At 44.0% G+C, this 23,237-nt stretch carries 23 protein-coding genes; 9 read left to right on the forward strand and 14 right to left on the reverse strand.

Annotated elements, in window-relative coordinates; translation table 11 throughout:
• Positions 1-155: 155 nt before the first annotated feature.
• The 4 genes from D0466_RS14715 to D0466_RS14730 all read left to right on the forward strand — a co-directional run bounded on the left by D0466_RS14715 (position 156) and on the right by D0466_RS14730 (position 6,543).
• Positions 156-1,811 carry a glutamine--tRNA ligase/YqeY domain fusion protein gene (locus tag D0466_RS14715; protein WP_117323320.1) on the forward strand — a complete coding sequence of 552 codons (1,656 nt, stop codon included), beginning with the start codon at positions 156-158 and terminating at the stop codon, positions 1,809-1,811.
• A gap of 270 nt (positions 1,812-2,081) precedes the next feature.
• Complete coding sequence (locus D0466_RS14720) at positions 2,082-3,863, forward strand: sensor histidine kinase (protein WP_117323321.1); 1,782 nt, start codon at positions 2,082-2,084, stop codon at positions 3,861-3,863.
• Positions 3,841-4,584 carry a LytR/AlgR family response regulator transcription factor gene (locus tag D0466_RS14725; protein ID WP_117323322.1) on the forward strand — a complete coding sequence of 248 codons (744 nt, stop codon included), beginning with the start codon at positions 3,841-3,843 and terminating at the stop codon, positions 4,582-4,584. Before D0466_RS14720 ends, D0466_RS14725 begins: the two co-directional genes overlap by 23 nt.
• A gap of 156 nt (positions 4,585-4,740) precedes the next feature.
• Entirely contained in the window at positions 4,741-6,543 is a 1,803-nt protein-coding gene (locus D0466_RS14730; protein ID WP_117323323.1) for a carbon starvation CstA family protein, read from the forward strand.
• A gap of 42 nt (positions 6,544-6,585) precedes the next feature.
• On the opposite strand, the gene D0466_RS14735 is transcribed toward D0466_RS14730, so the two are convergent.
• Entirely contained in the window at positions 6,586-7,020 is a 435-nt protein-coding gene (locus D0466_RS14735; RefSeq protein ID WP_117323324.1) for an Lrp/AsnC family transcriptional regulator, read from the reverse strand.
• Between the two features lie 360 nt (positions 7,021-7,380).
• On the opposite strand from D0466_RS14735, the gene D0466_RS23485 reads away from it, so the two are divergent.
• Complete coding sequence (locus D0466_RS23485; RefSeq protein WP_325048731.1) at positions 7,381-7,551, forward strand: hypothetical protein; 171 nt, start codon at positions 7,381-7,383, stop codon at positions 7,549-7,551.
• On the forward strand, positions 7,548-8,111 hold the full coding sequence (locus tag D0466_RS14745; protein WP_117323325.1) for a cysteine hydrolase family protein: 564 nt from the start codon (positions 7,548-7,550) through the stop codon (positions 8,109-8,111). Before D0466_RS23485 ends, D0466_RS14745 begins: the two co-directional genes overlap by 4 nt.
• 35 nt (positions 8,112-8,146) lie before the next feature.
• On the opposite strand, the gene msrB is transcribed toward D0466_RS14745, so the two are convergent.
• From msrB to gnd, 3 genes are all read right to left on the reverse strand, one after another.
• Positions 8,147-9,106: a peptide-methionine (R)-S-oxide reductase MsrB gene (gene msrB / locus D0466_RS14750; RefSeq protein WP_267897397.1), complete on the reverse strand. Its 960-nt coding sequence runs from the start codon at positions 9,104-9,106 to the stop codon at positions 8,147-8,149.
• A 62-nt stretch (positions 9,107-9,168) separates the two neighbouring features.
• Positions 9,169-10,350, reverse strand: a complete 1,182-nt coding sequence (locus D0466_RS14755) for a NupC/NupG family nucleoside CNT transporter (protein WP_117323326.1) — start codon at positions 10,348-10,350, stop codon at positions 9,169-9,171.
• A gap of 264 nt (positions 10,351-10,614) precedes the next feature.
• Positions 10,615-11,508 (reverse strand): phosphogluconate dehydrogenase (NAD(+)-dependent, decarboxylating), encoded by an 894-nt coding sequence (gnd, locus tag D0466_RS14760; protein ID WP_117323327.1) that lies wholly within the window; start codon positions 11,506-11,508, stop codon positions 10,615-10,617.
• Positions 11,509-11,650: 142 nt separating this feature from the next.
• Between gnd and D0466_RS14765 the strand changes: the two genes are divergently transcribed.
• Positions 11,651-12,496: a MurR/RpiR family transcriptional regulator gene (locus D0466_RS14765; protein ID WP_117323328.1), complete on the forward strand. Its 846-nt coding sequence runs from the start codon at positions 11,651-11,653 to the stop codon at positions 12,494-12,496.
• A 263-nt stretch (positions 12,497-12,759) separates the two neighbouring features.
• On the opposite strand, the gene D0466_RS14770 is transcribed toward D0466_RS14765, so the two are convergent.
• The 3 genes from D0466_RS14770 to D0466_RS14780 form a co-directional block, all read right to left on the reverse strand.
• Positions 12,760-13,488 carry an amino acid ABC transporter ATP-binding protein gene (locus D0466_RS14770; protein ID WP_117323329.1) on the reverse strand — a complete coding sequence of 243 codons (729 nt, stop codon included), beginning with the start codon at positions 13,486-13,488 and terminating at the stop codon, positions 12,760-12,762.
• Positions 13,485-14,129, reverse strand: coding sequence for an amino acid ABC transporter permease (locus D0466_RS14775; protein ID WP_117323330.1), 645 nt, complete (start codon positions 14,127-14,129; stop codon positions 13,485-13,487). The genes D0466_RS14770 and D0466_RS14775 overlap by 4 nt, the downstream gene beginning before the upstream one ends.
• Before the next feature lie 61 nt (positions 14,130-14,190).
• Entirely contained in the window at positions 14,191-14,973 is a 783-nt protein-coding gene (locus D0466_RS14780) for a transporter substrate-binding domain-containing protein (RefSeq protein WP_199484567.1), read from the reverse strand.
• 326 nt (positions 14,974-15,299) lie between these two features.
• Between D0466_RS14780 and D0466_RS14785 the strand changes: the two genes are divergently transcribed.
• On the forward strand, positions 15,300-15,632 hold the full coding sequence (locus D0466_RS14785) for a DUF485 domain-containing protein (RefSeq protein WP_117323423.1): 333 nt from the start codon (positions 15,300-15,302) through the stop codon (positions 15,630-15,632).
• Positions 15,633-15,645: 13 nt separating this feature from the next.
• The gene (locus D0466_RS14790) at positions 15,646-17,187 is read left to right on the forward strand and encodes a solute symporter family protein (RefSeq protein ID WP_117323331.1); all 1,542 of its coding nucleotides are present in this window, start codon (positions 15,646-15,648) and stop codon (positions 17,185-17,187) included.
• Between the two features lie 84 nt (positions 17,188-17,271).
• On the opposite strand, the gene D0466_RS14795 is transcribed toward D0466_RS14790, so the two are convergent.
• From D0466_RS14795 to D0466_RS22250, 7 genes are all read right to left on the reverse strand, one after another.
• Positions 17,272-18,318 (reverse strand): class I SAM-dependent methyltransferase, encoded by a 1,047-nt coding sequence (locus tag D0466_RS14795; RefSeq protein WP_117323332.1) that lies wholly within the window; start codon positions 18,316-18,318, stop codon positions 17,272-17,274.
• Positions 18,319-18,528: 210 nt separating this feature from the next.
• Positions 18,529-18,960 (reverse strand): threonine/serine exporter family protein, encoded by a 432-nt coding sequence (locus D0466_RS14800; protein ID WP_117323333.1) that lies wholly within the window; start codon positions 18,958-18,960, stop codon positions 18,529-18,531.
• A 19-nt stretch (positions 18,961-18,979) separates the two neighbouring features.
• Positions 18,980-19,729 carry a threonine/serine exporter family protein gene (locus D0466_RS14805; protein WP_117323334.1) on the reverse strand — a complete coding sequence of 250 codons (750 nt, stop codon included), beginning with the start codon at positions 19,727-19,729 and terminating at the stop codon, positions 18,980-18,982.
• 234 nt (positions 19,730-19,963) lie between these two features.
• Positions 19,964-21,163 carry a class I SAM-dependent rRNA methyltransferase gene (locus D0466_RS14810; RefSeq protein WP_117323335.1) on the reverse strand — a complete coding sequence of 400 codons (1,200 nt, stop codon included), beginning with the start codon at positions 21,161-21,163 and terminating at the stop codon, positions 19,964-19,966.
• 151 nt (positions 21,164-21,314) lie between these two features.
• Positions 21,315-22,334, reverse strand: a complete 1,020-nt coding sequence (locus D0466_RS14815; RefSeq protein ID WP_117323336.1) for a PTS transporter subunit IIC — start codon at positions 22,332-22,334, stop codon at positions 21,315-21,317.
• Between the two features lie 554 nt (positions 22,335-22,888).
• The gene (locus D0466_RS21925) at positions 22,889-23,089 is read right to left on the reverse strand and encodes a hypothetical protein (RefSeq protein ID WP_142919936.1); all 201 of its coding nucleotides are present in this window, start codon (positions 23,087-23,089) and stop codon (positions 22,889-22,891) included.
• Positions 23,086-23,226 carry a hypothetical protein gene (locus D0466_RS22250; protein ID WP_158555912.1) on the reverse strand — a complete coding sequence of 47 codons (141 nt, stop codon included), beginning with the start codon at positions 23,224-23,226 and terminating at the stop codon, positions 23,086-23,088. Before D0466_RS22250 ends, D0466_RS21925 begins: the two co-directional genes overlap by 4 nt.
• Positions 23,227-23,237: the final 11 nt, after the last annotated feature.

Below are 23,237 nucleotides of genomic sequence, written 5' to 3' on the forward strand. Positions count from 1 at the left end.
AAAATCTTTGGGCGGTACATTGAAGTTGCATTGACCAATTTAATCTGATATCCCCATGCGGCACCTGCCCTCCGAACATGGAAAAATGTCTGTATTTATGATATATATACAGGTAAACTTAAATGAATAGAAACGATGAAAGAGGTTGAACACAGTTGGAAAATAACTCACCGAATTTTATTCGACATATCATAAAAGAGGACCTTGCGACTGGAAAGCATGATCATATCATCACACGTTTTCCACCTGAACCGAACGGATACCTCCATATCGGCCATGCGAAGTCCATTATCCTGAACTTTGGCGTTGCCGACGAGTTTGACGGGAAGACCAACCTTCGCTTCGATGATACGAACCCGCTGAAAGAGGATGTGGAATATGTCAATTCCATCAAAGAGGATGTGAAATGGCTGGGTTACGATTGGGATAATCTTTTCTTCGCTTCCAATTACTTTGATGAAATGTATAATCGCGCAGCTCTGTTGATTAAAAAAGGCCTCGCCTACGTGGATGACCTTTCTGCAGATGAAATCCGCGAATATCGAGGAACATTAACCGAACCAGGCAAGGACAGCCCTTACCGTAATCGCTCTGTCGAAGAAAACCTGGACTTATTTGAACGGATGCGTAACGGTGAATTCGGAAACGGTGAAAAAGTGCTCCGCGCAAAGATCGATATGTCATCTCCTAATATCAATTTGCGTGACCCTGTAATATACCGCATAGCACACACTACCCACCATAATACGGGTGATAAATGGTGTATCTACCCAATGTATGCCTTCGCACACCCGCTTGAGGATGCAATTGAAGGTGTCACTCATTCCCTGTGTACGCTTGAATTTGAGGATCAACGCCCGCTTTATGATTGGGTAGTTGCAAACTGCGAAATGGAAAGCACTCCACGCCAATACGAATTTGGAAGGTTGAACCTGTCCAACACCGTGATGAGCAAGCGAAAGCTGAAGCAATTGGTTGATGAAGGCTTTGTCGATGGCTGGGATGACCCGAGGATACCTACGATTTCCGGACTAAGAAGGCGAGGATATACCCCCGAGGCAATCAGGGCCTTCTGCCATGAAATCGGTGTGTCAAAAGCGGACGGCACTGTTGATTCCCAGATGCTGGAGCATTTTGTCCGCGAGGACTTAAAACTAAAAGTACCTCGGACAATGGCAGTTATCAGGCCTCTTAAGGTTGTGATCACCAACTATCCTGAAGGGCAGGTCGAAATGCTGGAGGCCGAAATCAACCCGGAAAATCCAGAGATGGGTACTAGGCAAATTCCATTTTCACGGGAGATTTATATCGAACAGGATGACTTTATGGAGAATCCTCCGAAAAAATACTTCCGACTTTTCCCGGGGAATGAAGTCCGGTTGAAACATGCTTACTTCATCAAATGTGAAGAAGTCATAAAAGACGAGAATGGCAATGTGGTCGAGCTTCGCTGTACGTATGATCCTGAGACGAAAAGCGGAACAGGCTTTACTGGCCGCAAGGTAAAAGGAACACTCCATTGGGTGGAAGCGAGCAATGCCGTACCTGCAGAAATCCGGTTATACCAGCCGCTTATCATGGACGAGGAAGAGAATGAAGAGAACACCGAAAAAACCTTCCTTGAACGTGTCAATCCAAATTCATTGGAGATCCTCCAGGGCTTTGTGGAACCGAATATGAAAGATGTGAAACCGCAGGATAAATTCCAGTTCTTCAGGCACGGCTATTTTAACGCTGATCCAAAGCATACAAATGAAAGCCATATTGTATTTAATCAGATCGTCGAACTGAAAAGTTCCTTTAAGCTGTAATAGTTACAAGCCTGGTGTCCTTAGGGTTCCAGGCTTTTTTTGAGCAAAATGAAAGTAGAACCTTTCCCTTCTGTATAAAGCAGAACACAGGCTAAGTGCGCCGCATCCTCACAAAGTGTGCTTTGTTTCGTGAAGCCCTCTTGTCCTGTGAACCGGGGCTGCGCCTGATTTTTGCGTTTAAAAAAGGCTTGCCATTCGGCGAGTTTTGCTAAAATGCAGAAAATAACTGGTACAACACCTTATTATTTTTTCCTTAAAGGATGAAGCAAAATGATTCACTTGTTGCCATTAATGCTGGAAAGGGTAGGCGTTATTTTGATAGCCGCTTTCCTGCTCTCCCAAATCAAATCGTTCAGGCGCATTATTCATATCAATGAACAGCGGTTTACCGAAAAGGCATTGTTGATAGCGGTCTTCGGTATGATTGGCATAATCAGCAATTATACAGGAGTTGAAATACGCCAAAATGAAGTCGCGGAAAATGCCTGGCTCATTCATATTGAACCTGACAGCGCAATAGCCAATACAAGGATTATGGGCATTGCCATTGGCTCGATACTCGGCGGTCCTTTCGTAGGTCTGGGAATTGGCCTTATTGCCGGGGCGCACCGATACATGCTGGGAGGATTTACTGCAGCAGCATGTGCAATCTCTGCAGTTTTGGCAGGATTTGCTGCTGGCTATTTTGGAAAGCGAAGGCAGGTAAAGTTACCTATTTCTCCCGGTTTTGCAGTGCTGATCGGTGTTCTGATGGAAATGGTCCAGATGGCCATGATCCTTTTAGTAACCAAGCCTTTTCCGCTCGCATGGGACCTTGTTAAGGTGATCGGCCTTCCGATGGTTTTCATAAACGGCTTTGGAACACTCTTATTTATGTTGATCATTCAGTCCATACTTAGAGAAGAAGAACGTACAAGGGCGCTGCAGACCAATTTGGCATTTCATATTGCCGACCGGACACTCCCCTATTTTCGCCAAGGATTGAATCCCGAGTCTTGCAAAAAAGTCGCTGAAATCATCCTGACACTTACGCATGCCGACGCCATTGCCATTACAGACGAACATAGGGTGTTAGCCCACGTAGGTTCAGCGTCCGATCATCATGTTCCGCTGCAGGGCTTTGCAACTGGTTTAACGAAAAAAGTCTTGCAGCAAGGACGGGTCATTACCGCCAAAAGCAAAGAGGAAATCTTTTGTTACCATGCATCCTGCCCTCTCCGTGCAGCAGTCGTTCTGCCCTTGAAAGTCCACCAGAACACAGTCGGTACTTTAAAGCTTTATTTTGAAAAGCCTGACCAATTGAATGAAGTGGAAAAAGAGCTGGCCGAAGGATTGGCGAAGCTTTTTTCCGCGCAGCTTGAACTTGCCCTGGCAGAGAACCAAAGCAAGTTATTGAAAGATGCGGAGATTAAAGCCCTGCAAGCCCAGGTTCACCCCCATTTTTTATTTAATGCAATAAACACAATCTCTGCTCTATGCCGGACCGATGCTGAAAAAGCAAGAAAGCTGTTGTTAGAGCTTAGCCATTTTTTTCGCAGCAATCTGCAGGGTGCACGCCATACACTGATCCCTCTTGAAAAAGAACTGGAGCATGTAAAGGCTTATTTATCGTTGGAACAAGCCCGGTTTCCGGATAAATACCAAATCACTATCGAAATCCAACCTAGCCTTGAAGGAACACTGCTGCCACCCTTTACGCTGCAGCCACTGGTTGAGAATGCCATTCACCATGGCTTTCCCCGTGTCCATAGCAAGGGTGACGTTAAAATTGCCGTCCGCCGGGTAGACCAGCATATGCATATTTCCGTCAAGGACAATGGCAAAGGCATTCCCCCGGATAAATTTGAATTGCTCGGGAAACAACCAGTGCATTCAAAACATGGTACCGGGACCGCACTCGTAAATATCTGGGAGCGGCTGGAAGGAATCTATAATGAAAATGCCTCATTTGAAATTAAAAGTACGGAAGGTTGCGGGACAGAAATTACAGTCAGCATTCCTATAGACAGAAAAGGAGTTAATGAGGAACATGTTACAGGCGTTTTTAGTTGATGATGAGCCACTGGCGCGTGATGAATTAAAATATTTATTGCTGCGGACTAAAGAAGTGGAGGTAATCGGAGAAGCAAGCAGTATGGACGAAGCGATGGCCCAAATCCCATCCCTTGGCCCTGATCTTGTTTTTCTTGATATCAAGCTTGCTGAAGACAGCGGGCTTCAGCTCGCGGAACAGCTGCGCAAATTGGATCCGGCGCCGGCTGTGATATTTGCCACTGCATACGATGAATATGCTCTCGAGGCTTTTGAGTTGCATGCAGTCGATTACATCCTGAAACCATTTGATGAAACCCGCCTTCAAAACACATTGGACAAGATTGCCGCACTGCGGGCCATAGGGGGCCGGGAAACATTTCCGGCACCTGAAACAAAAGCTGCCAAGGAACACACCGGTAAACTGCCCGTAATGGCAGAAGAACGGATTATTCTGGTGGATATATCCTCCATTGTTTTCATTGGGTCGACAGAAGGAAAAACCCTCATCAAAACTACTGGGGAGGAGTATAAAATATCTGACCCGCTTGTCACCCTTGAAAAAAAATTGCCACCTGGTTCTTTTGCGCGCGTGCACCGCGGTTTTCTTGTCAATATTCATGCGATTGCGGAAATAGAGCCATGGTTTAATTCGACTTATAATTTACTGATGAGAGACGGTTCTAAGGTACCTGTCAGCCGAACCTATGTGAAAGACCTGAAGCAGCTTCTCGGATTTTAAACCTCTTAAAATGCAAGTCACGGACAACACCTGCATTTCAGCATTCTATTTTTGCATTTCATGTCGAAAATTCTGTCAATTGTATTGAAAACGCTCACATCCCCCTTTTCATAGGGTATATTCATCTATGAACAAAGGGTATGGGAGGTATTAGGAATGAATGCGATTACAATGGTAATTGGTTCTATTTGTATATTAATGATTGCTTACCGTTTATACGGCACGTTTATGGCCGCTAAAGTAATGAAACTAAAAGCTTTAGATGAGGCCCAAAAAACGCCGGCCCATTCTAGGGAGGACGGCAAAGATTATGTTCCAACGAATAAATGGGTGGCGTTCGGGCACCATTTTGCAGCGATTGCCGCAGCCGGCCCGCTTGTCGGCCCAATTTTGGCAGCACAATTCGGTTATCTTCCGGGATTGTTGTGGTTGTTGATCGGTGCAGTTATCGGCGGTGCAGTTCATGATGCAGTCGTATTATTCGCATCAATGCGCCAGAACGGTGAATCTGTAGCTGAAATCGCCAAAAGGGAATTAGGCCCGGTAGCAGGATTTTGTACGGGTTTAGCAATGTTATTCATCATCACGATAACGATGGCCGGTTTATCCATGGTTGTACTGCATGCTTTAGAGCATAACCCATGGGGAACCTTTGCTGTAGGCAGCACCATTCCGATTGCAATGGGAGTAGGTTTATACCATAGAAAGACTGGAAACCTAAAAGGGGCTACCATTGTCGGATTTGCTCTTATCATGGCGGCTGTATTCGTTGGTCCTTATATCCAAGGTACATTCTTAGGTGATTTGCTAAGTTTTGATGTCAAGGAATTATCTATAATTCTACCTATCTATGCTTTCTTTGCTGCAGCGTTGCCGGTATGGTTATTGCTTGCACCGCGCGATTACTTAAGCAGCTTTATGAAAATTGGCGTGTTCGTTGCATTGATTGCAGGGGTTTTCGTTGTGAATCCCGACATTCAGTTCCCTGCTTTAACAGAATTCATCCACGGCGGCGGCCCGATTATTGCTGGACCAGTGTGGCCGTTTATCTCGATCACCATCGCTTGCGGCGCGATATCCGGATTCCACGCCTTTGTAGGCTCTGGTACAACGCCAAAAATGCTGGACCGCTGGCAAGACATTAAGGTTGTCGGTTTTGGCGCAATGCTGGTAGAATGTGTGGTAGCGATTATGGCACTTGTTGCGGCGACAGCCCTTCAACCTGCCGATTATTTTGCGATTAACTCCACTCCGGAAGTATTCAAAACACTGGGCATGGAGACTGTAAACCTTGCTCAGCTTAGCCAAGCAATCGGATTGGACCTGGAAGGACGGACAGGCGGCGCTGTTACTCTTGCTGTCGGAATGACATATATTTTTACAGAAATTCCTTGGTTCAGTAATCTTGCCTCTTTCTTCTTCCAATTTGTTATCATGTTTGAGGCATTATTCATCCTGACTGCCATTGATTCCGGCACTCGTGTAGCACGTTACTTGATTCAAGACTTTGGCGGTACTTTCTATAAACCGCTTAAACGGGTAGATTGGGTCCCGGGAAATATCTTCGCAAGTGCTTTAGCCTGCTTCCTTTGGGGATACCTGCTTTTCTCAGGAGACATTGGTTCCGTTTGGGCGCTGTTCGGTGTATCCAACCAGCTGATGGCTTCAATCGGTTTGATAGTCGGGGCAACCATTATTTTGAAGGTAGCCGACAAACGGCGTTATATGTTAACTTGCCTGATTCCACTTTCCTATCTTTATGTAACGGTAAACTATGCTGGTTACTGGATGGTGAAAAACGTTTATCTGAACACAGCAGCTGCTGGTTATAGCGTCCTGAATGCCATTCTGTCCATTATCATGCTGGCATTGGGCTTAGTGATTATCATTACTGCCGTGAAAAACTGGATGAAAAACTGGAACCGTCCGGCGATCAAATTAAATAACAAAACAGCGTAATTTCCTAAAGGGATTGAACATATCATGTTCGATCCCTTTTTCTTATAGAGCCGGATTTGAAGTCTCGATACGTGACAAAACGATGTGTGTTACAGTAGAGGCGTACGGAATGGTATCGTTAATGAACTCCTCCACCTTCTCAATGCTTTCGGTATGGATTTTAATAATATAACAGGCCTGGCCGGCAATCCGGTAGCAAAAATCCACACAGAGCAGCCCGGCAATATATTTCTTGAACCTGTCATACTCCCCATTTTTTATCGTGGCTTCCACAATGCATTCAATCGGATAGCCCAATTTCTTTAGGTCCGTTTCGATACTGTATCCCTTTATCACCCCAAACGACTCCATTTGCCGAACCCGTTCCGTTACAGCCGGGGATGACATGTGAACCTTCTTTCCCAGCTCCCTCATTGACAGCCTGCTGTCTTTTGCCAATTCCTTTAGGATCATTCGGTCGATATCGTCTATTTTCATTTGTAAACCCTCCTTCCATAATAATATTACAATTTTAAATAAATAAAACGGTTCCTTTTACAGATTAAATTAAATTCCCTTGCATTCTTCTGTACGATTATTCTAAAGGGGGAATTTTGATGGCAAGGATTAAAAAATCAGGGCTGGGATCCAGTCCCTTCCAGGGGTTATTCCATTCGCAAGCCATTCTTGATAAATGGAATTCGCTATCGGACACTTGATGGAACATTATCCAGCGAATTAAAGGAGCAAGTAAGAAGGGCGCTCGCATCTGGAAATGGGTGCGAATATTGACAGGCAAAGGGAAAGCCGGAACTGTCCGTAGATGTAAAAACGAGCTGTGCAGTTGGTTTTTCAGAGATGTTTCTTTTACAACGGGAAAATGTTGAGGAGAAGTTTATCAATGAGTTGAAGGACGTTTTTACTGATGAGGAAATTTCGGAACTGGCTGCATTTATTTGTTTCACATCAGCCCAGCAGTTTTTCGGCGCCCTACTTGATCTAAAAACGGAACGGAGGGAAGTTCAATGAATCAATCAAATCATGATACGGCCCTGCTCTTGATCGACTTTCAAAAAGCTTTTTATCACCCAGATTGGGGAAACCGGAACAACCCGTTTGCTGAACGGGAGGCGGAAAAATTGCTGCAAAAATTCCGGCATAATGATTGGCCGGTGATCCATAGCCAGCATATTTCCGACAAACCGGGCAGTTTATTTTATAAGTGTGGACCGTCCGCCGCATTTATGGACCGGTTAGTGCCTGAACAAGATGAAAAGATTATCAGAAAATATGTAAACAGTGCGTTCATAGGAACGGGGCTTGAGCAGCATCTGCGCAAGTGTGGAATCAAACGGCTGGTAATGGCGGGATTAACGACGGACCATTGTGTTTCGACAACGGGGCGAATGGGCAGCAACCTTGGATTTGAAATAATTGTGGCAGCGGATGCGGCCGCTGCTTTTCACAAGGAAAAATTTGATGGCGGTGGAATGCTGACAGCCGATATGATTCATAATGTTCATTTGAGCAGCCTCCATAATGAGTTTGCTTCAGTAAAACTAACGAATAATATCTTAAGGTCTCTTTGAGACAGAAAAAACGAGCGACTTTTGCTTATCGCTCGTTATTTTATTGCAAACAATAAAAGTAAATCCCCGTATCCCTGCTTTTCCATATCATCCCTTGGGATAAAACGCAGGGCAGCAGAGTTGATGCAGTAGCGCAATCCCTTAGGTCCAGGTCCATCCGGGAATACATGGCCAAGGTGCGAATCGGCTTCCCTGCTTCTTACCTCGGTACGCGTCATCCGGTGGCGTACATCAACCTTCTCTTTGACGCTTGCCGACATAATCGGCTTGGTGAAGCTTGGCCAGCCACAGCTGCTGTCATATTTGTCACGTGAGCTGAAAAGCGGTTCCCCTGAGACAATATCAACATAGATGCCTTCTCTTTCATTGTCATAATATTGATTTTCAAAAGGAGGTTCTGTCCCATTTTCCTGGGTAACGAAAAATTGCATATCCGTAAGTTTTTCCTTTAGGTGTGAGTTGTCTTTTGGCCAATGCTCCTTCAGAAAGGAATCGCGTCCTGATCCACGCCGATAAAGTTCATAGCGAAATGCATGCTTTTTATAGAAATTCTGATGATATTGCTCAGCACGGTAAAACTTCCCGGCGGGAACTATTTCTGTGACGATTGTTTTTGAGAAACGCCCGCTTTGCTCTATTTCTTTTTTAGACGCCAGGGCGGCTGATTTCTGCTGGTCATTTTGATAAAAGATGGCCGTCCGGTACGACTTTCCCCTGTCCGAAAACTGCCCGCCTTCGTCGGTTGGATCTATTTGCTGCCAATACAGGTGCAGCAGCTCTTCATAAGGCACAATCTTAGCATCAAAAGTAATTTCAACCGCTTCATAATGGCCGGTGGTTTCTGAACAAACTTCCTTATATGTTGGGTTTTCTTTATGGCCGCCGGTGTATCCGGAAACGACTTCGATTATTCCGTCCATCTCATCAAAGGGCGAAACCATGCACCAAAAGCATCCACCGGCAAAGATGGCTTTCTCATATGTTTGTGCCACCAGATACCACCTCTTTTTTTGGGGTCAGTCCCAACCCGCTTTAAAGCAAGTGGGGACTGACCCAATTATAATACAAAGCTTACAATGATTCCCGAAAGGACACTGACCAATGTGGCACCGTATAGCAGCTTCAAACCGAAGCGCGCAACCGTGTTTCCTTGTTTTTCATTCAGCCCTTTGACAGCTCCGGCAATGATACCGATAGAGGAAAAGTTTGCGAAGGAAACCAGGAATACGGAAATGATGCCAAGCGTCCTTGCACTCATTTCTGAAGCTACCTCCCCTAAATTCATCATCGCCACAAATTCATTCGTCACGAGCTTTGTCGCCATAATTCCGCCGGCAACGACGGATTCACCTGCAGGAACTCCCATCAGTATGGCAACAGGAGCGAAAAGATACCCGATGAGTTCCTGGAAGCTCCTTCCGAATGCCAGATCAAATAAATTGTTGATCATTGCAATTAATGCGACGAAACCGATCAACATTGCACCTACAATCACGGCTACCTTGAAGCCATCCATGATATATTCCCCGATCATCTCGAAAAATGATTGTTTCGCTTCTTCCTGTACGCGAAGGATATCTTCTTTTTCATCCACTGAGTAAGGGTTAATGATGGAGGCGATGATGAATCCCCCAAATAGGTTAAGTACGATGGCCGTCACTACATATCTCGGTTCAATCATGGTCATATAGGCACCAACAATGGACATTGATACCGTAGACATTGCGGATGCACATAAAGTGTAGAGGCGGTGCTCCGGCAGATGGCCGAGCTGTTTTTTAACGGTAATAAAGACTTCCGATTGTCCGACTATGGCCGAAGCTACTGCATTATAGGATTCCAATTTCCCCATTCCATTTATCTTGTGGAGCAGGACCCCGATTCCTCTCATAATGAAAGGAAGGATCCTAAAATGCTGCAGGATTCCAATCAACACGGAAATGAACACAATTGGAAGGAGAACCGACAGAAAGAAAGGAGCTTGTCCTTCATTGGCAAGTCCGCCAAAAACGAAGTTGATACCCTCGGACGCATATTCTAGAAGCTTTCCAAAACCCGTTGCGACTGCTTCAATAATGACAAGGCCGAATCTTGTATTCAACAAAAGAAAAGCCAGGATTAGTTGGATGATAACCATCAGGATAACAGGTCTTATTTTAACGTGTTTGCGATCACTGCTTGCAAGCATTGCTAAAATAAAAACAACAATCAGGGCGATTATAGCGATAATATATTTCATCGTTTGCCTCCACTTGGTGTATAGTTTTGTTTAATAAAATTGGCTTGCAAATGACCCTTTTCCTTTTGAAAATAGGATCCAAGAACCGCTCTTTTACCTCTTTATTGTTAGTAAAGCCTAGTATTTTATGACTGATATTACCCGCCCCTTAAATGATTAGAAGCTGCATCGCCCTAAAAACGCAAAAAGAAGCCGGAGTGACCGGCCCTACCGTTTTATTTATTTGATTTTAGTGGATTCCAAAGAATTTTGGTAAAATGCTTCTTATTTTTTTACGACACTATGCCCTCCGAATTCGTTTCTAAGTGCAGCTACCACTTTTCCTGAGAATGTATCCTCATCCAGAGAACGATAGCGCATCATTAACGACATCGCGATTACCGGGGTTGCAGCCTGGAGGTCAAGTGCTGTTTCGACCGTCCACTTCCCTTCACCAGATGACTGCATAATACCTTTAATTCCATCAAGGCGCGCATCCTTCGAAAATGCATGTTCCGTTAGCTCCATTAGCCAAGAGCGAATGACAGAGCCATTGTTCCAAACACGCGCAACCTTTTCGTAATCAAATTCGAAAGAGCTTTTCTCAAGCACTTCAAATCCTTCTGCAATGGCTTGCATCATGCCATATTCAACCCCGTTATGTACCATTTTCAAGAAGTGGCCGCTTCCAATCTCCCCAGCATATAAATACCCATTTTCAACAGAAATATCACGGAAAAGCTCTTCTACGGAATCAAATGCTTCTTTGTCTCCGCCAATCATTGTACAGACGCCATTTCGGGCACCTTCTGTACCTCCGCTGGTACCAACATCAAGGAAATGGATGCCCTGCTCTTTTAACTCGGCACCGCGTCGGATTGAATCCTTGTAATTCGAGTTTCCGCCGTCGATTACGATATCCCCTGCCGTTAACAGACCTTTCAGTTCACTAAGCACTTTTTCTGTAATAGGCCCGGCAGGCACCATAAGCCACACAACACGGGGGCTTTCAAGTGTTTCCGAGAGTTCGGCAAGGGAATGCACCCCTGTTCCTCCTTCTGCAGATAATTTTTCAACATTGGATGCATCTACATCAAAAGCCACTACTTCATGTTTATTCATTACATTTAAAGAAAGGTTATAACCCATTTTTCCAAGACCGACTATTCCAACTTTCATATCTATCACCTATTTCGAAATTTTTTCATCAACTGTTTTATTATATGAAATTTTTTTCTGTAATTAAACCTTTAGAAGAAAAATTTTTTCACAACCGCTTTATGATATAATTTTTTCAGCTAAAACGAAAGGAATCTTTTTAATGACACAAAACTGCCTAGGAAAAATTCGTTCTTATTATGCCCGGTTTAGTGAAAAAGAAAAGAAGATTGCTGATTATATACTTAAGAACCCGGAAGCAATTATCCACAGCACCATTAATGAAGTTGCAGAAGACTTGCATGTAGCGGATGCCACTGTTTTTCGCTTTTGTAAACGCATTGGGTTTAAAGGCTATCAGGCCATGAAAATCGCACTGGCCTCGGAGATCATGACGCCGATCCAGCAAATCCATGAACAAATTACGGAACAGGATAGTGAGAAAACAGTTGCTGAAAAAATCTTCAAATCAAACAGCCGATCATTGGAAAACACCCTGGAAATCCTTGATCCTGAAGCGCTAAAAAAAGCGGTGTCCATGCTCATATATGCAAAGAGGGTAGAATTCTATGGCACTGGCGGATCCTCGGTGATTGCAATGGATGCTTATCATAAATTCTTACGGACAGGAATCCAGACATTTGCATTCATAGATTCCCATTTTCAGCTAATGGCCGCTTCCCAGCTTACACCGGGTGATGTCGCTGTTGTGATTTCACACTCAGGCACGAATAAGGATACAATGCGGATTCTGAACCAGGCCAGTGAAACCGGTGCCAAAACAATTGGAATCACAAGCTTTCCCAAATCCCCGCTGAGCCAAAAAGTGGATGTTGCCCTGATTACAAGCTCCGAGGAAACGGAATACCGCTCTGAAGCCTTGGCATCGAGGATAAGCCAATTAAGCCTGATTGATGCCCTCTATGTAAATGTCATGATCAAAAATAAAGAAAATGGCAATCATTCTCTGGAAAAGATCAGGGATGCCATCTCGGAAACAAGAATATAGCCATTTCCATGTAACAAGGCGGACTTTTGGTTAAATCCGCCTTGTCCAGTTAAAACGAAAATTTTATATTACTGTATGAAATGCATCGGCTGCACCCATCGCCAGAATTAATAACATGGCAAGTATGATCCCAGTTTTTATAGGCAGCCTCTTGATGTGTAATATTGTTTTTTGATTAAAGGATCTTTATCCCTGCTTAGACTACGATAAATAAAAAAGGAACAAAAGGAGCGACCCGAAAAATGGAGTCACCCCTTTTGTCCCTATAAAACCTTGCTCAAAAACAACTTTGTCCGTTCATTCTGTGGATTTCCGAATAGCGCATTCGGTTCATTTTCCTCAACGATGTAGCCGCCGTCCATAAAAATGACCCTATCCCCTACTTCGCGGGCAAATCCCATTTCGTGCGTGACGACTACCATGGTCATCCCCTCTTTGGCCAGCTGCTTCATAACTTCAAGCACATCGCCGACCATTTCTGGATCCAAGGCCGAGGTTGGTTCGTCAAACAGCATGATCTTTGGGTTCATGGCAAGTGCCCTAGCAATGGCAACCCGCTGTTTTTGCCCTCCGGAAAGCTCTCCCGGATAGCTTTCTGCTTTTTCACTCAGGCCCACCTTTTTCAAAAGCTCATGTGCCTTTTCCCGCGCTTCTTCTTTTGAAGCGGAGCGGACTTTTATCGGCGCCAATGTGATGTTTTCCAATACTGTTTTATGCGGAAAAAGGTTGAATTGCTGAAACACCATGCCGACTTCTTGCCTTACTTCATTTATATTGATCTTCGGATCGGTTATATCCTTCCCGTCAATCATCACATGGCCGCCTGTAATTTCCTCCAGGCGGTTTAAGCATCTTAAAAAAGTACTTTTTCCTGAGCCTGAAGGCCCAATGACGCAAACAACCTCGCGCTCTTTTATTTCGGCATTAATGTTCTTAAGCACTTCGTTGCTTCCAAACGATTTTTTTAAATTTTTCACTGATATAATACTCATCGAAGTACAAATCTCCTTTCAAGGACATTCGCAAGGAGCGTGAGCAAATAGATAATAATAAAATAAATAATCCCCACGATTAGCCAAATTTTAAAGGCTTCAAAGGTTGCGGATGCCTGGATTTCCCCCTGCTGCGTAAGGTCGGCAATCCCAATGACTGACAAAAGCGATGTATCCTTTAAGCTAATGATCGATTGGTTTGTGATCGTAGGCAGCATCCTGCGGAAAGCCTGGGGCAATACAATATAGTACATATTTTGGAAACCGGTCAATCCCAGAGACCTGGCCGCTTCCGTCTGTCCCTTATCAATGGACTGGATCCCTGCGCGGATAATTTCGGCAAAGTAGGCTCCCGCATTGATTGCAACTGTTACAATACCTGCGGTTGTACTGTTTAAAGAGATAAACGGCAGGGAATTAAGGCCGAAATAAATAAAGAACAATTGCACAAGAAATGGTGTGCCGCGAATGGCATCAATGAATGCAATCGCTATCCAATTTAACGGTTTTATCGGAGCGAGCCTCAATAAAGCAACTACCAACCCTATTAAAAACCCAAGAATGATTGCAATAACAAAAATATATAATGTAACTTTAAGCCCTTCCAACAGATAAGGCAGGGCTGCGCTTATTACATCCACCTGAATTCTCTCCTTTCAAAAAGAAGGTACGCTGCCAAAGCGCACCCTCTGGGAAAAGCTATTATTCACCTAAATATGTTTTAAGAATTTCATCATACTTGCCGCTATCCTTCAATTCTTTTAACCCTTTGTTGATCTTTTCAAGAAGGTCCTGGTTTTCACCTTTTAAGACAGCGATCCCATATTGGTCCCCGTTCAAACGGTCGCCTGCAATCTCCAGTCCAAGGTCCTTTTGCGCAATCGCATATGCGATAACCGGATAATCCTCAAGAAGCACATCGGCATTTCCATTCGCAACTTCCTGGAACATGGCTGGGCTGTCATTGAACTGGACGACTTTATACCCTTTATCAGCAGCATTTTCCGTTGCAAATTTCGCGCCCGTTGTGCCCTTTTTTACCGCAACCTTCTTGCCCTTCAAATCATCCAGGCTCTTAATATCAGTTGTTCCTTTTTTTACTACCAGTGTAAGCCCGGCATCGAAATATGGATCTGAGAAGTCAACCACTTTTTTCCGTTCATCAGTAATGCTCATCCCAGCAATTGCAACATCCAGCTCCTTAGCCTGCATGGCAGGGATGATGCCCCCGAAATCCATCGGGTTCAACTCGATCTTAAACCCCTGGCTTTTTGCGATTTCGTTGATGATGTCAATATCGATCCCTTTATATTCCCCGCTTTCTTCAAATTCGAATGGCGGGTAGGTTGTATCGATCCCCACTTTATAAACTTTTTCTTTATTATCATCCCCGCCTGCCTTTTCTTCTGAACTGCCGCAGCCGGCTAAAGCCGCTAAAGAAAGAAGCAGAATGAAAAACAAACTAAAATAGCGCAGTTTTTTCATAGATAAACCCCCATTTTTTTAATATGTATATTCTAAATAATTATACAATTGTAGCCCACTTTAGTAAATCCCTGTCTATTCTGCTCTCCGGCTCCGTACAGTTGCTTGGATACCCTATTCAAGCTAAGTGTTTATACCCAGCCTGATGATGGTTTAAACCTGTTCTTTTGCTATTGGGTGGTGCATATCTCTCATGTTGAATCGTGCCACTATTTCTGAATTTACTTTTTTTTCTGAAAATAATATAATGTAGGTTGTATGGAACGGTTGTCTTAAACCATAGGGCATTCGTCCAAAAAAAAACAAAAGGGGGAATTATATTGGCATTGCATGAAACAGCAGCAAAGAACAAATCGGAAGCCTCAGCTGTAGATTACGACAAGGTTGTCCAGTCATCATCCTTTAAAGAACTGATGCAGCAAAAAAAGAACTTTATTATTCCTATGTCCATCTTCTTTATGGTATTTTATTTCACTCTTCCCGTCATGACAGCCTACACCACCGTCCTTAACCAACCTGCTATCGGGGCGATAAGTTGGGCCTGGATTTTCGCATTTGCCCAGTTTGTAATGACCGTATCTTTATGTATGATTTATACCCGAAAAGCCAGAAAATTTGATGAAATCGTAGATCGAATTACGAAAGAAGCCGGAAGGTAAGGGGGACCACCAGATGAATATGTTAGCATTTTCTTTATTTGTCGCAATTGTGGCAATAACACTCATCATTACATATTTCGCTTCAAAACGCACCAAAACAGCAAGCGATTTCTATACGGCCGATGGAAGCCTGACCGGCTGGCAAAATGGCCTTGCCATCGCGGGTGATTATATGTCCGCCGCGTCCTTTTTAGGCATCGCCGGTATGGTAGCGCTTTCAGGATTCGATGGTTTTTTCTACAGCATCGGCTTTCTGGTAGCATACCTTGTCGTTTTATTTATCGTAGCAGAGCCATTGAGGAATTTAGGGAAGTATACACTGGCTGATATGATTGCCGCCCGTTTCGATGAGAAAAAAGTTCGCGGGGTCGCAGCATTAAACACAATAACGATTTCCACTTTCTATATGATTGCGCAACTCGTAGGTGCAGGTGCACTCATTAAATTATTATTAGGGATTGATTATGTTTATTCCGTATTAATCGTAGGAGTCTTGATGACATTATATGTAGTTTTCGGAGGCATGATGGCCACGAGCTGGGTCCAGATTGTCAAAGCCGTCCTGCTTATGGGCGGGACATTCATCATATCAATCATCGTATTTTCGAAATTCGATTTCAGCGTCACCCAGATGTTCAATGAAATGAAAACCGCAACGCCTTTGGGCGGGGATTTCCTGAATCCCGGCAATAAATTCAAGGATCCGCTTGATACAATATCCCTTAACCTTGCGCTGGTCCTGGGAACAGCAGGGCTTCCGCATATCCTGATCCGTTTCTTTACCGTTAAGGACGCGATCACAGCCCGAAAATCTGTTGTTTATGCAACTTGGATTCTTGCCTTTTTCTATATCATGACCATCTTTTTAGGCTTTGGGGCAGCCGCATTTGTAGGATATGACAAAATAGTCGAAGCAAACGCTGCCGGTAATATGGCCGCACCATTGCTAGCCCAGGCACTTGGCGGGGATTTCCTGTTTGCCTTTGTCTCTGCAGTCGCCTTCGCAACAATCCTTGCAGTGGTTGCAGGACTTGTTCTTTCAGCCGCATCCGCGTTTGCGCATGATTTTTACAGCCATATTTTACGCCGTGGACAGGCAACGGAAAAAGAGCAGGTTGTCGCTGCGAGATGGGCTTCAATTGGCGTTTCGGTCCTTTCCATCATCCTGGCGTTATTTGCACAAACCATGAACGTTGCCTTCCTGGTGGCCCTTGCGTTTGCCGTAGCAGCCAGTGCCAACCTGCCAATCATCATGCTGACGATATTTTGGAAACGTTTTAATACGACAGGAGCCATCTCCGGAATGCTGGTCGGCCTTTTCAGCGCCCTATTTCTTGTAGCAATCAGTCCTAACGTATGGAATCCGGAAAAGGGAGTTGCCATTTTAGTCGGCGATCCACTCATTTCACTGACAAACCCAGGTATCATCTCGATACCGCTCGGTTTCCTCGCAGCTATTGTGGGTACTTTGGTTTCGAGCAAGAAAGCAGATGCCAAGAAATTCGATGAAATCCTTGTTAAGGCTAATACCGGAATAAAGGGACCTGTAAGCTAATAAATCGGATGATAGAAAATCCGGAAAGTGACCGCAGCCTTTAATGGGAGGCTGCGGCCTTTTCTTTTTACTCCAAATCCTGCTTCACCGGGGTTGGGCCACAATGCCGTTATGAACCTTGATGTATCCATGCCGGAGAATATCAAATCCTCCTTCATATACATAAAGCCCCATTTGCCTTACGTCCATTAGTTCCCTGTACGTATGGTTCATTACATCTGCCATGATCATATAAAACAGTTTTGATTTCAGCTGCAGGCGCGGCGTCGTCATGATCGCATAGCCGCCCGGCTTTAAAAACTTGCGATGCCAATTCATTGCTTCCTGCTTGAAATCATCCGGAAAATGCTCCAGCAAACCCACACTCAGCACAATGTCAAACTCTTTGCCAAATGGCAGGTTGCGAATGTCATCCACCACATAATGGACGTTCATTTCGTTCTTATGCCAAACCTTTGGGTGGCCCGAAACCGGATTCACACCAAGGAAGGGATAGCTGTCTGGAAAGTGGCCGAAACGGTCCGTACGGCAAAAATCGTCATAGTCCACCATCACGATTTCTCCCTCCGGATACATGGCATACAGCTGCATCGCTTCATAGCCTTCAGCCGCACCCAGGAAAAGAATGCGCGGCTTCCTTACATCCAGCCCTTCAAACAGCGCCCTCTTTCCGCGAGGGTCCCAAATGCCATCTTCCACCCGATGTGCGTAATTCCATAAAGAAAGACGAACTGTTTCCCCAAGCGCCTTTTTTACGTCGCTAATTTTAAATCGTGCAAGATATCCTTTTAATTCTTGTTTAGCCTTGGAAAGCTCTTCCGGGACATCTTTTATAAACCATTCATGAAACGATTTGTTAAAAAACTCCCAGGAGGTTTTTACAGACATCTCCCCATGGTCCCTCTCCCAGTCAAGCTTTGACTTTGCGACTGTTTTCACTTCATAAGGCTTTCCAACCTCCTTCCACGTTAATTGCGACCAATCTGATACCAGGTTCGCACTGATGAACTGATCCAGGTGCTCGTTAGTCGGGTTTCTCAAATCAATTCGATAGCTCGGAGCCAGTTCCGTGGTTTCAAAGTCAGAGTCAGTATAAAACGGACCGTTTATCTTTAGTTCAGGTAAACTCAAAAACAATGCCCTCCTTACAGAAAACGCTTACATTAATATTAACACAATATTCAGATAACTACTGTTTTTTTATAGTTATTATAGTGAAAAAGATGATTTTTAAGGAAACCTCTGACCTTTGAAAGGACAAAAAAGAGATTAGTAATTGCACTTTTACAAATAGGATGATGTTTTTCTATAAACAAAAAAGGCTGGAAATACTCCCCGCCCTCATTTAATCTTGCCATATTTCTTGGATATTTGATTCATGACTTCTGAAAAAATCAATCCCATAGCAATAGCTCCTGATAGCATTAATGCCTTTGCGGCCAGCTCGACGGCCATACTGTAATCATTGCTTACAAATCGTCTCATCGCGTCGTACGCCAATCCACCAGGTACCAGTGGGATGATGCCTGATACGCTAAAAATGATAATCGGCGTTTTATACATTTTCGCAAACAATTGGCTGATTAAAGCCACCAGGAATGCGGCAGCAAGGGTGGCAATAATGCTGTCAACCGATTGCCAAACGAACCAACAATATAACAGCCAGCCGGCCATTCCAACAAATCCGCACTGAACTAAAGACTGTTTAGGAACATTAAAGAGAATTCCAAATGCTGCTGATGCAATAAAACTAGTAAAAAGCTGTGCGATCATTTCCTACCTCGCTGTATGATTAAAATGAAAAAACCACGGCAATCCCCGTTCCAATGGCAAATGCTGTAAGGAATGCTTCCGCCCCTTTCGATATTCCCGAGACAAGATGTCCTGCTATTAAATCGCGCACTGCGTTCGTAATCAAAAGGCCAGGCACAAGCGGCATTACTGCCCCAATGATTATTTTATCTATTTCGTAGCCTATCCCGATGTTAACAAACAGCATAGCGGCCAAACCAATCAGCAAGGAAGAAAGAAACTCCGCAAAAAACTTTATTTCCAACAGCTGATGTAAATAAAGGAGACAAGAAAAACCCAGTCCACCCGCTACGCAAGCCGGAATAAAGTCGTGCCACTGCCCCTGGAACATAATCAAAAAACAGCCGCTGGAGATGAAGGCAGCAAAGATCTGCAGCCATATCGGGTAAGCGACAGATTCTTTCTCTATCTTCCTTAATTCAAGAAGGGCATCCTTGACCGTTAAATCACCGCTGCTTATTTTCCGCGAAATGCTGTTTACTTCCGTTACTTTTTTCAAATCCGTCGATCGTTTAGATATCCGGTAAAGCTTACTCGGGTCATCCCCGTCAATGGAAAAAATAATCCCTGTCGGGGTAACGAAACTATGAGAGTTATGGATCCCAAAGGAAGAAGCAATACGGGACATCGTATCTTCAACCCGGTACGTTTCCGCGCCGCTTTCCATCATGATTTTACCCGCAAGCATACAAACCTCTATCACATCATACGTTTTCGGTGCATTATCCATCTACATCTCTCCATACACTCACATGTTCCCTATTAATAAAACAAATAGATCTGGTTTCTTTAAGATTAGAGTATTATGATTTCTCTTATGTGTCCACTGAAGTACAAAGTACATGTCAATCATGAAGTACAACGGAATTAACTAATTAAATGAAAACTAATTTGGGTTATTTTTACAAAAGGAAAACATTCTGTTCCACGTGAAACGATACGTTTTTCACTTTTTGAAGGGGAGTTATCCCTTTAACTTCCTGATGAAGACTACTTTTAAATAGTCTCCTTCTAGAAAATCCTTACTGGTCTTGAAGTCCATCGGAAGGGAAAATTCCTCTAAAATTTTGTATTTCTCACCGCTTTCTTTAAACGCCGCCTCGATGAAACCTTTGAATTTTTTCATGTCAAAAGAACTGCTATTCGTGGAAGCTACTATGACGCCATTGTCTTCCGTGATAGCGATGCTGTCTATCAATAAATTTTTATAATCCTTCGCCGCACTGAAAGTGAATTTCTTTGACTTCGCAAAACTAGGAGGGTCGAGTATCACCAGATCAAAGGTTAATTGCTTTTTCACTGCATATTTAAAGTACTTAAAGACATCCTCGACAATAATATCCTGAGCTTCGGGATTTAATCCATTAATACGGAATTGCTCCTCCGTTTTTGGGCGGCTGCGGTTGGCAAGATCCACACTTGTCGTTTTCTCGGCCCCCCCTAATGCGGCAAAAACTGAAAATGCCCCGGTGTAGGAGAACATATTTAACACTCTCTTTCCTTTCGCATACCGGTCCCGTATTGCCTTCCTGACCTCCCGCTGGTCAAGAAACACGCCGACCATTGCCCCTTCGTTCAAATACACAGCGAAATTTACGCCATTCTCTTTCACAATAAGCGGAAAGGCCGGCTCTTGTCCCAACACAAAATCATCTTCCTCGATGTACTGTCCCTTCATATCAAAGCGTTTCTTTTGGTAAACGGCTTTTGCCTCTACAGTGTTTAGCAATGCAGCTATGATATAATTCTTCAATTCATATATACCCTTGCTATACCAGCTAATTACATAATATCCGTCATAATAATCAATAATCAGGCCACCGATCCCGTCCCCTTCCCCATTAAAAAAACGGAAAGCAGTCGTATCCTGATCATGGAAAAAGTTCTGCCTGTAAGTATATGCGCTCTTCATTTTCCGATTAAAAAATTCCTGGTCGATTCGCTCGTTTTCTTTACGCGTCAACACCCAGCCGAAGCCTTTGTTTTGCCTTCCATAATAGCCTTTGGCAATAAAACGGTTCTTCTCGTCTACAAGCTTGATGATGGAACCTTCCTCTGGGAGTTGATTTTCATTCAGTAAGATTTCCTTGCTGATTAGTGGAAAACCCTTATTTATTTTCCCTGCATGTTTTTGTTTTATTTTTACATTTATTTCGTTATCCATGATTTACTTCCTATCCGCCAGATACTATCTGCCTCTTATTCGTTTACGTGTTGTTACCATTATAACCATGTTCAACAGCAACACAAAAGTTAACAGCCAAGGCAAAAAAAAGAAAGAGCACAACCGGTAAGATGTGCTCTTTCGTCTCTATCTATTGTACTTCCATGTGGAGGTCGCCTGTTTTAGCCCAGCCTACCATTTTAATAACCTGGTAAAGTCCCAGCGTGATTGCAATCGGAAGGATAACTCCCACCGCAATATAAAGCAAGAATCCAGTTATGCCTTGTGTCCCCAAGATGCTAATAGGGGCAATGAAGGAATTCAAACCAAGCCCAGCCAGTTCATATGATACCTGGAAGTCAAACCCGACCGTCGCAATCGGGGCACAGATGATGGCCGCCACAAACGGAGGGATAACCAGTCGTGGATTTTTTACCAGGTTCGGGAACTGAACCTTTGGTGTAATCGCAACCTGGGCCAGGAAACCTCCCAGATCATTCTGCCGAAGCGACATCGCTGTAAAACCCACAAATTGGACGGTACATCCTATTAGCGCAGCCCCGCTTGAAACAGGGTCCATTTGTAAAGCAATGGCAAGTGCTGCAGATGATGCGGGACTCATCAAAAGGATGCTCCAAACCAATGCGATAACCATGGAAGCAATTACAGGAGAACCTTGTACGGACGAAGTGATTTGTCCACTCAACCATTGAAGCAAAGGTGTCGTTACAGCCGCTAAGCCAATTCCTGCAACTCCCCCTGCCAATATGGCACCGAAGGGAATCGCCATCATATCAAGAATTGTTTTTCCAGTGATCCGCTTTCCTACATATGTTGCAACAGCGGCAGCGAGCACCGCACTGATTGGCTGTCCAGGTACAATCGTAAACAATCCCTCGGCTGTCGGATGAATCGCTGCACCTCCAACTGCCGCGGAAGCCATTGCACTAAAGATGACCAAGGTATTTCCACCCAGCTGATAGGCAATACCTGCCCCAATTGCTGGAGCCAACAATACCTTTGCCGCTGACCCAATTCCAATGAAAGCTTCCCATCCGATAAATTTTCCAATAGTCTCAAACAAAATCCCAAGTCCCAATGTAACCAAAACGGCATTTGCAATTCCTGTTGATGCTTTATGCATTCGATCGACAACATATTCTTTTTTCATGTTCGTTTACACCTCTCTGTAAGTCACAGTTGTTTTTTTTACTGCAAATAAAAAACCCTTCCTTAACGGATGGGCGCTGCATTTGTTTGAGCGCCGTTTTTATAAAAAACGAATTGGACTCAAACATTACCTCTCAATGGATGGTATGTTCCAGTCCTTTACGTGTTAATAATAGTAATAATGCCTGCTTGTACACCCGCTGTTTTTACCATTTTCAGTGCCCCATTCTTTCTTTTTTTGTTATCCTATCACAAATTTTCTGAATATGTAAATAACTTTTTCTATTCTGAAAAAATAAAAACGCTTACATAACGAATAGCTTTAAGCTATGTTGCTATATTTAGCGTCTTAACAAAATTATTCTAAAATTAATCAAACCATGCTTTTTTCAAAAGCTGTATCCCTTCATCGATTTCTTTTTCCTTCCAACCCCCAAACCCCTGCTTGATAGACAGAAGAAGAACGGCCGTCTTTATTCAGCCAGTACTTTGATGTTTGGTACACCTTTACTCCGAATCTATATGCCCTTTCTGCTAAATCTGTATTTCCTGACTTTAAGCGAAGTAACAGATGGCTTGCTGGGTTCCGCCACATATCTCAATCTGGCCGGGAGAGCACGAAACCCCTCTTGCCTGAAATAAGTAAAGAGCTAATTCAGTACGCAGGTCGATATCTTCCTGTGAATCCCCATACATTAACAGTCTTGGATAGGGCCCCTCCAGCGAATCCAACAGGCACCTTTTCCGGCTCTTCATCGGGAAATGATGATAATCGCTATCCCCGTATCTGAAATCACAGGGGTGACTGGTTTTCTGAACAGGTGAATGGGCTCCACTTCAGCAGCTGTACTTTTATGCAGCAAAGACTCCAGCGGCTGTTCCATAAGCAGCACCTTAAAGCGGC

It is taken from the genome of Peribacillus glennii (genome assembly GCF_003429105.1).
Lineage (GTDB): Bacteria > Bacillota > Bacilli > Bacillales > DSM-1321 > Peribacillus > Peribacillus glennii.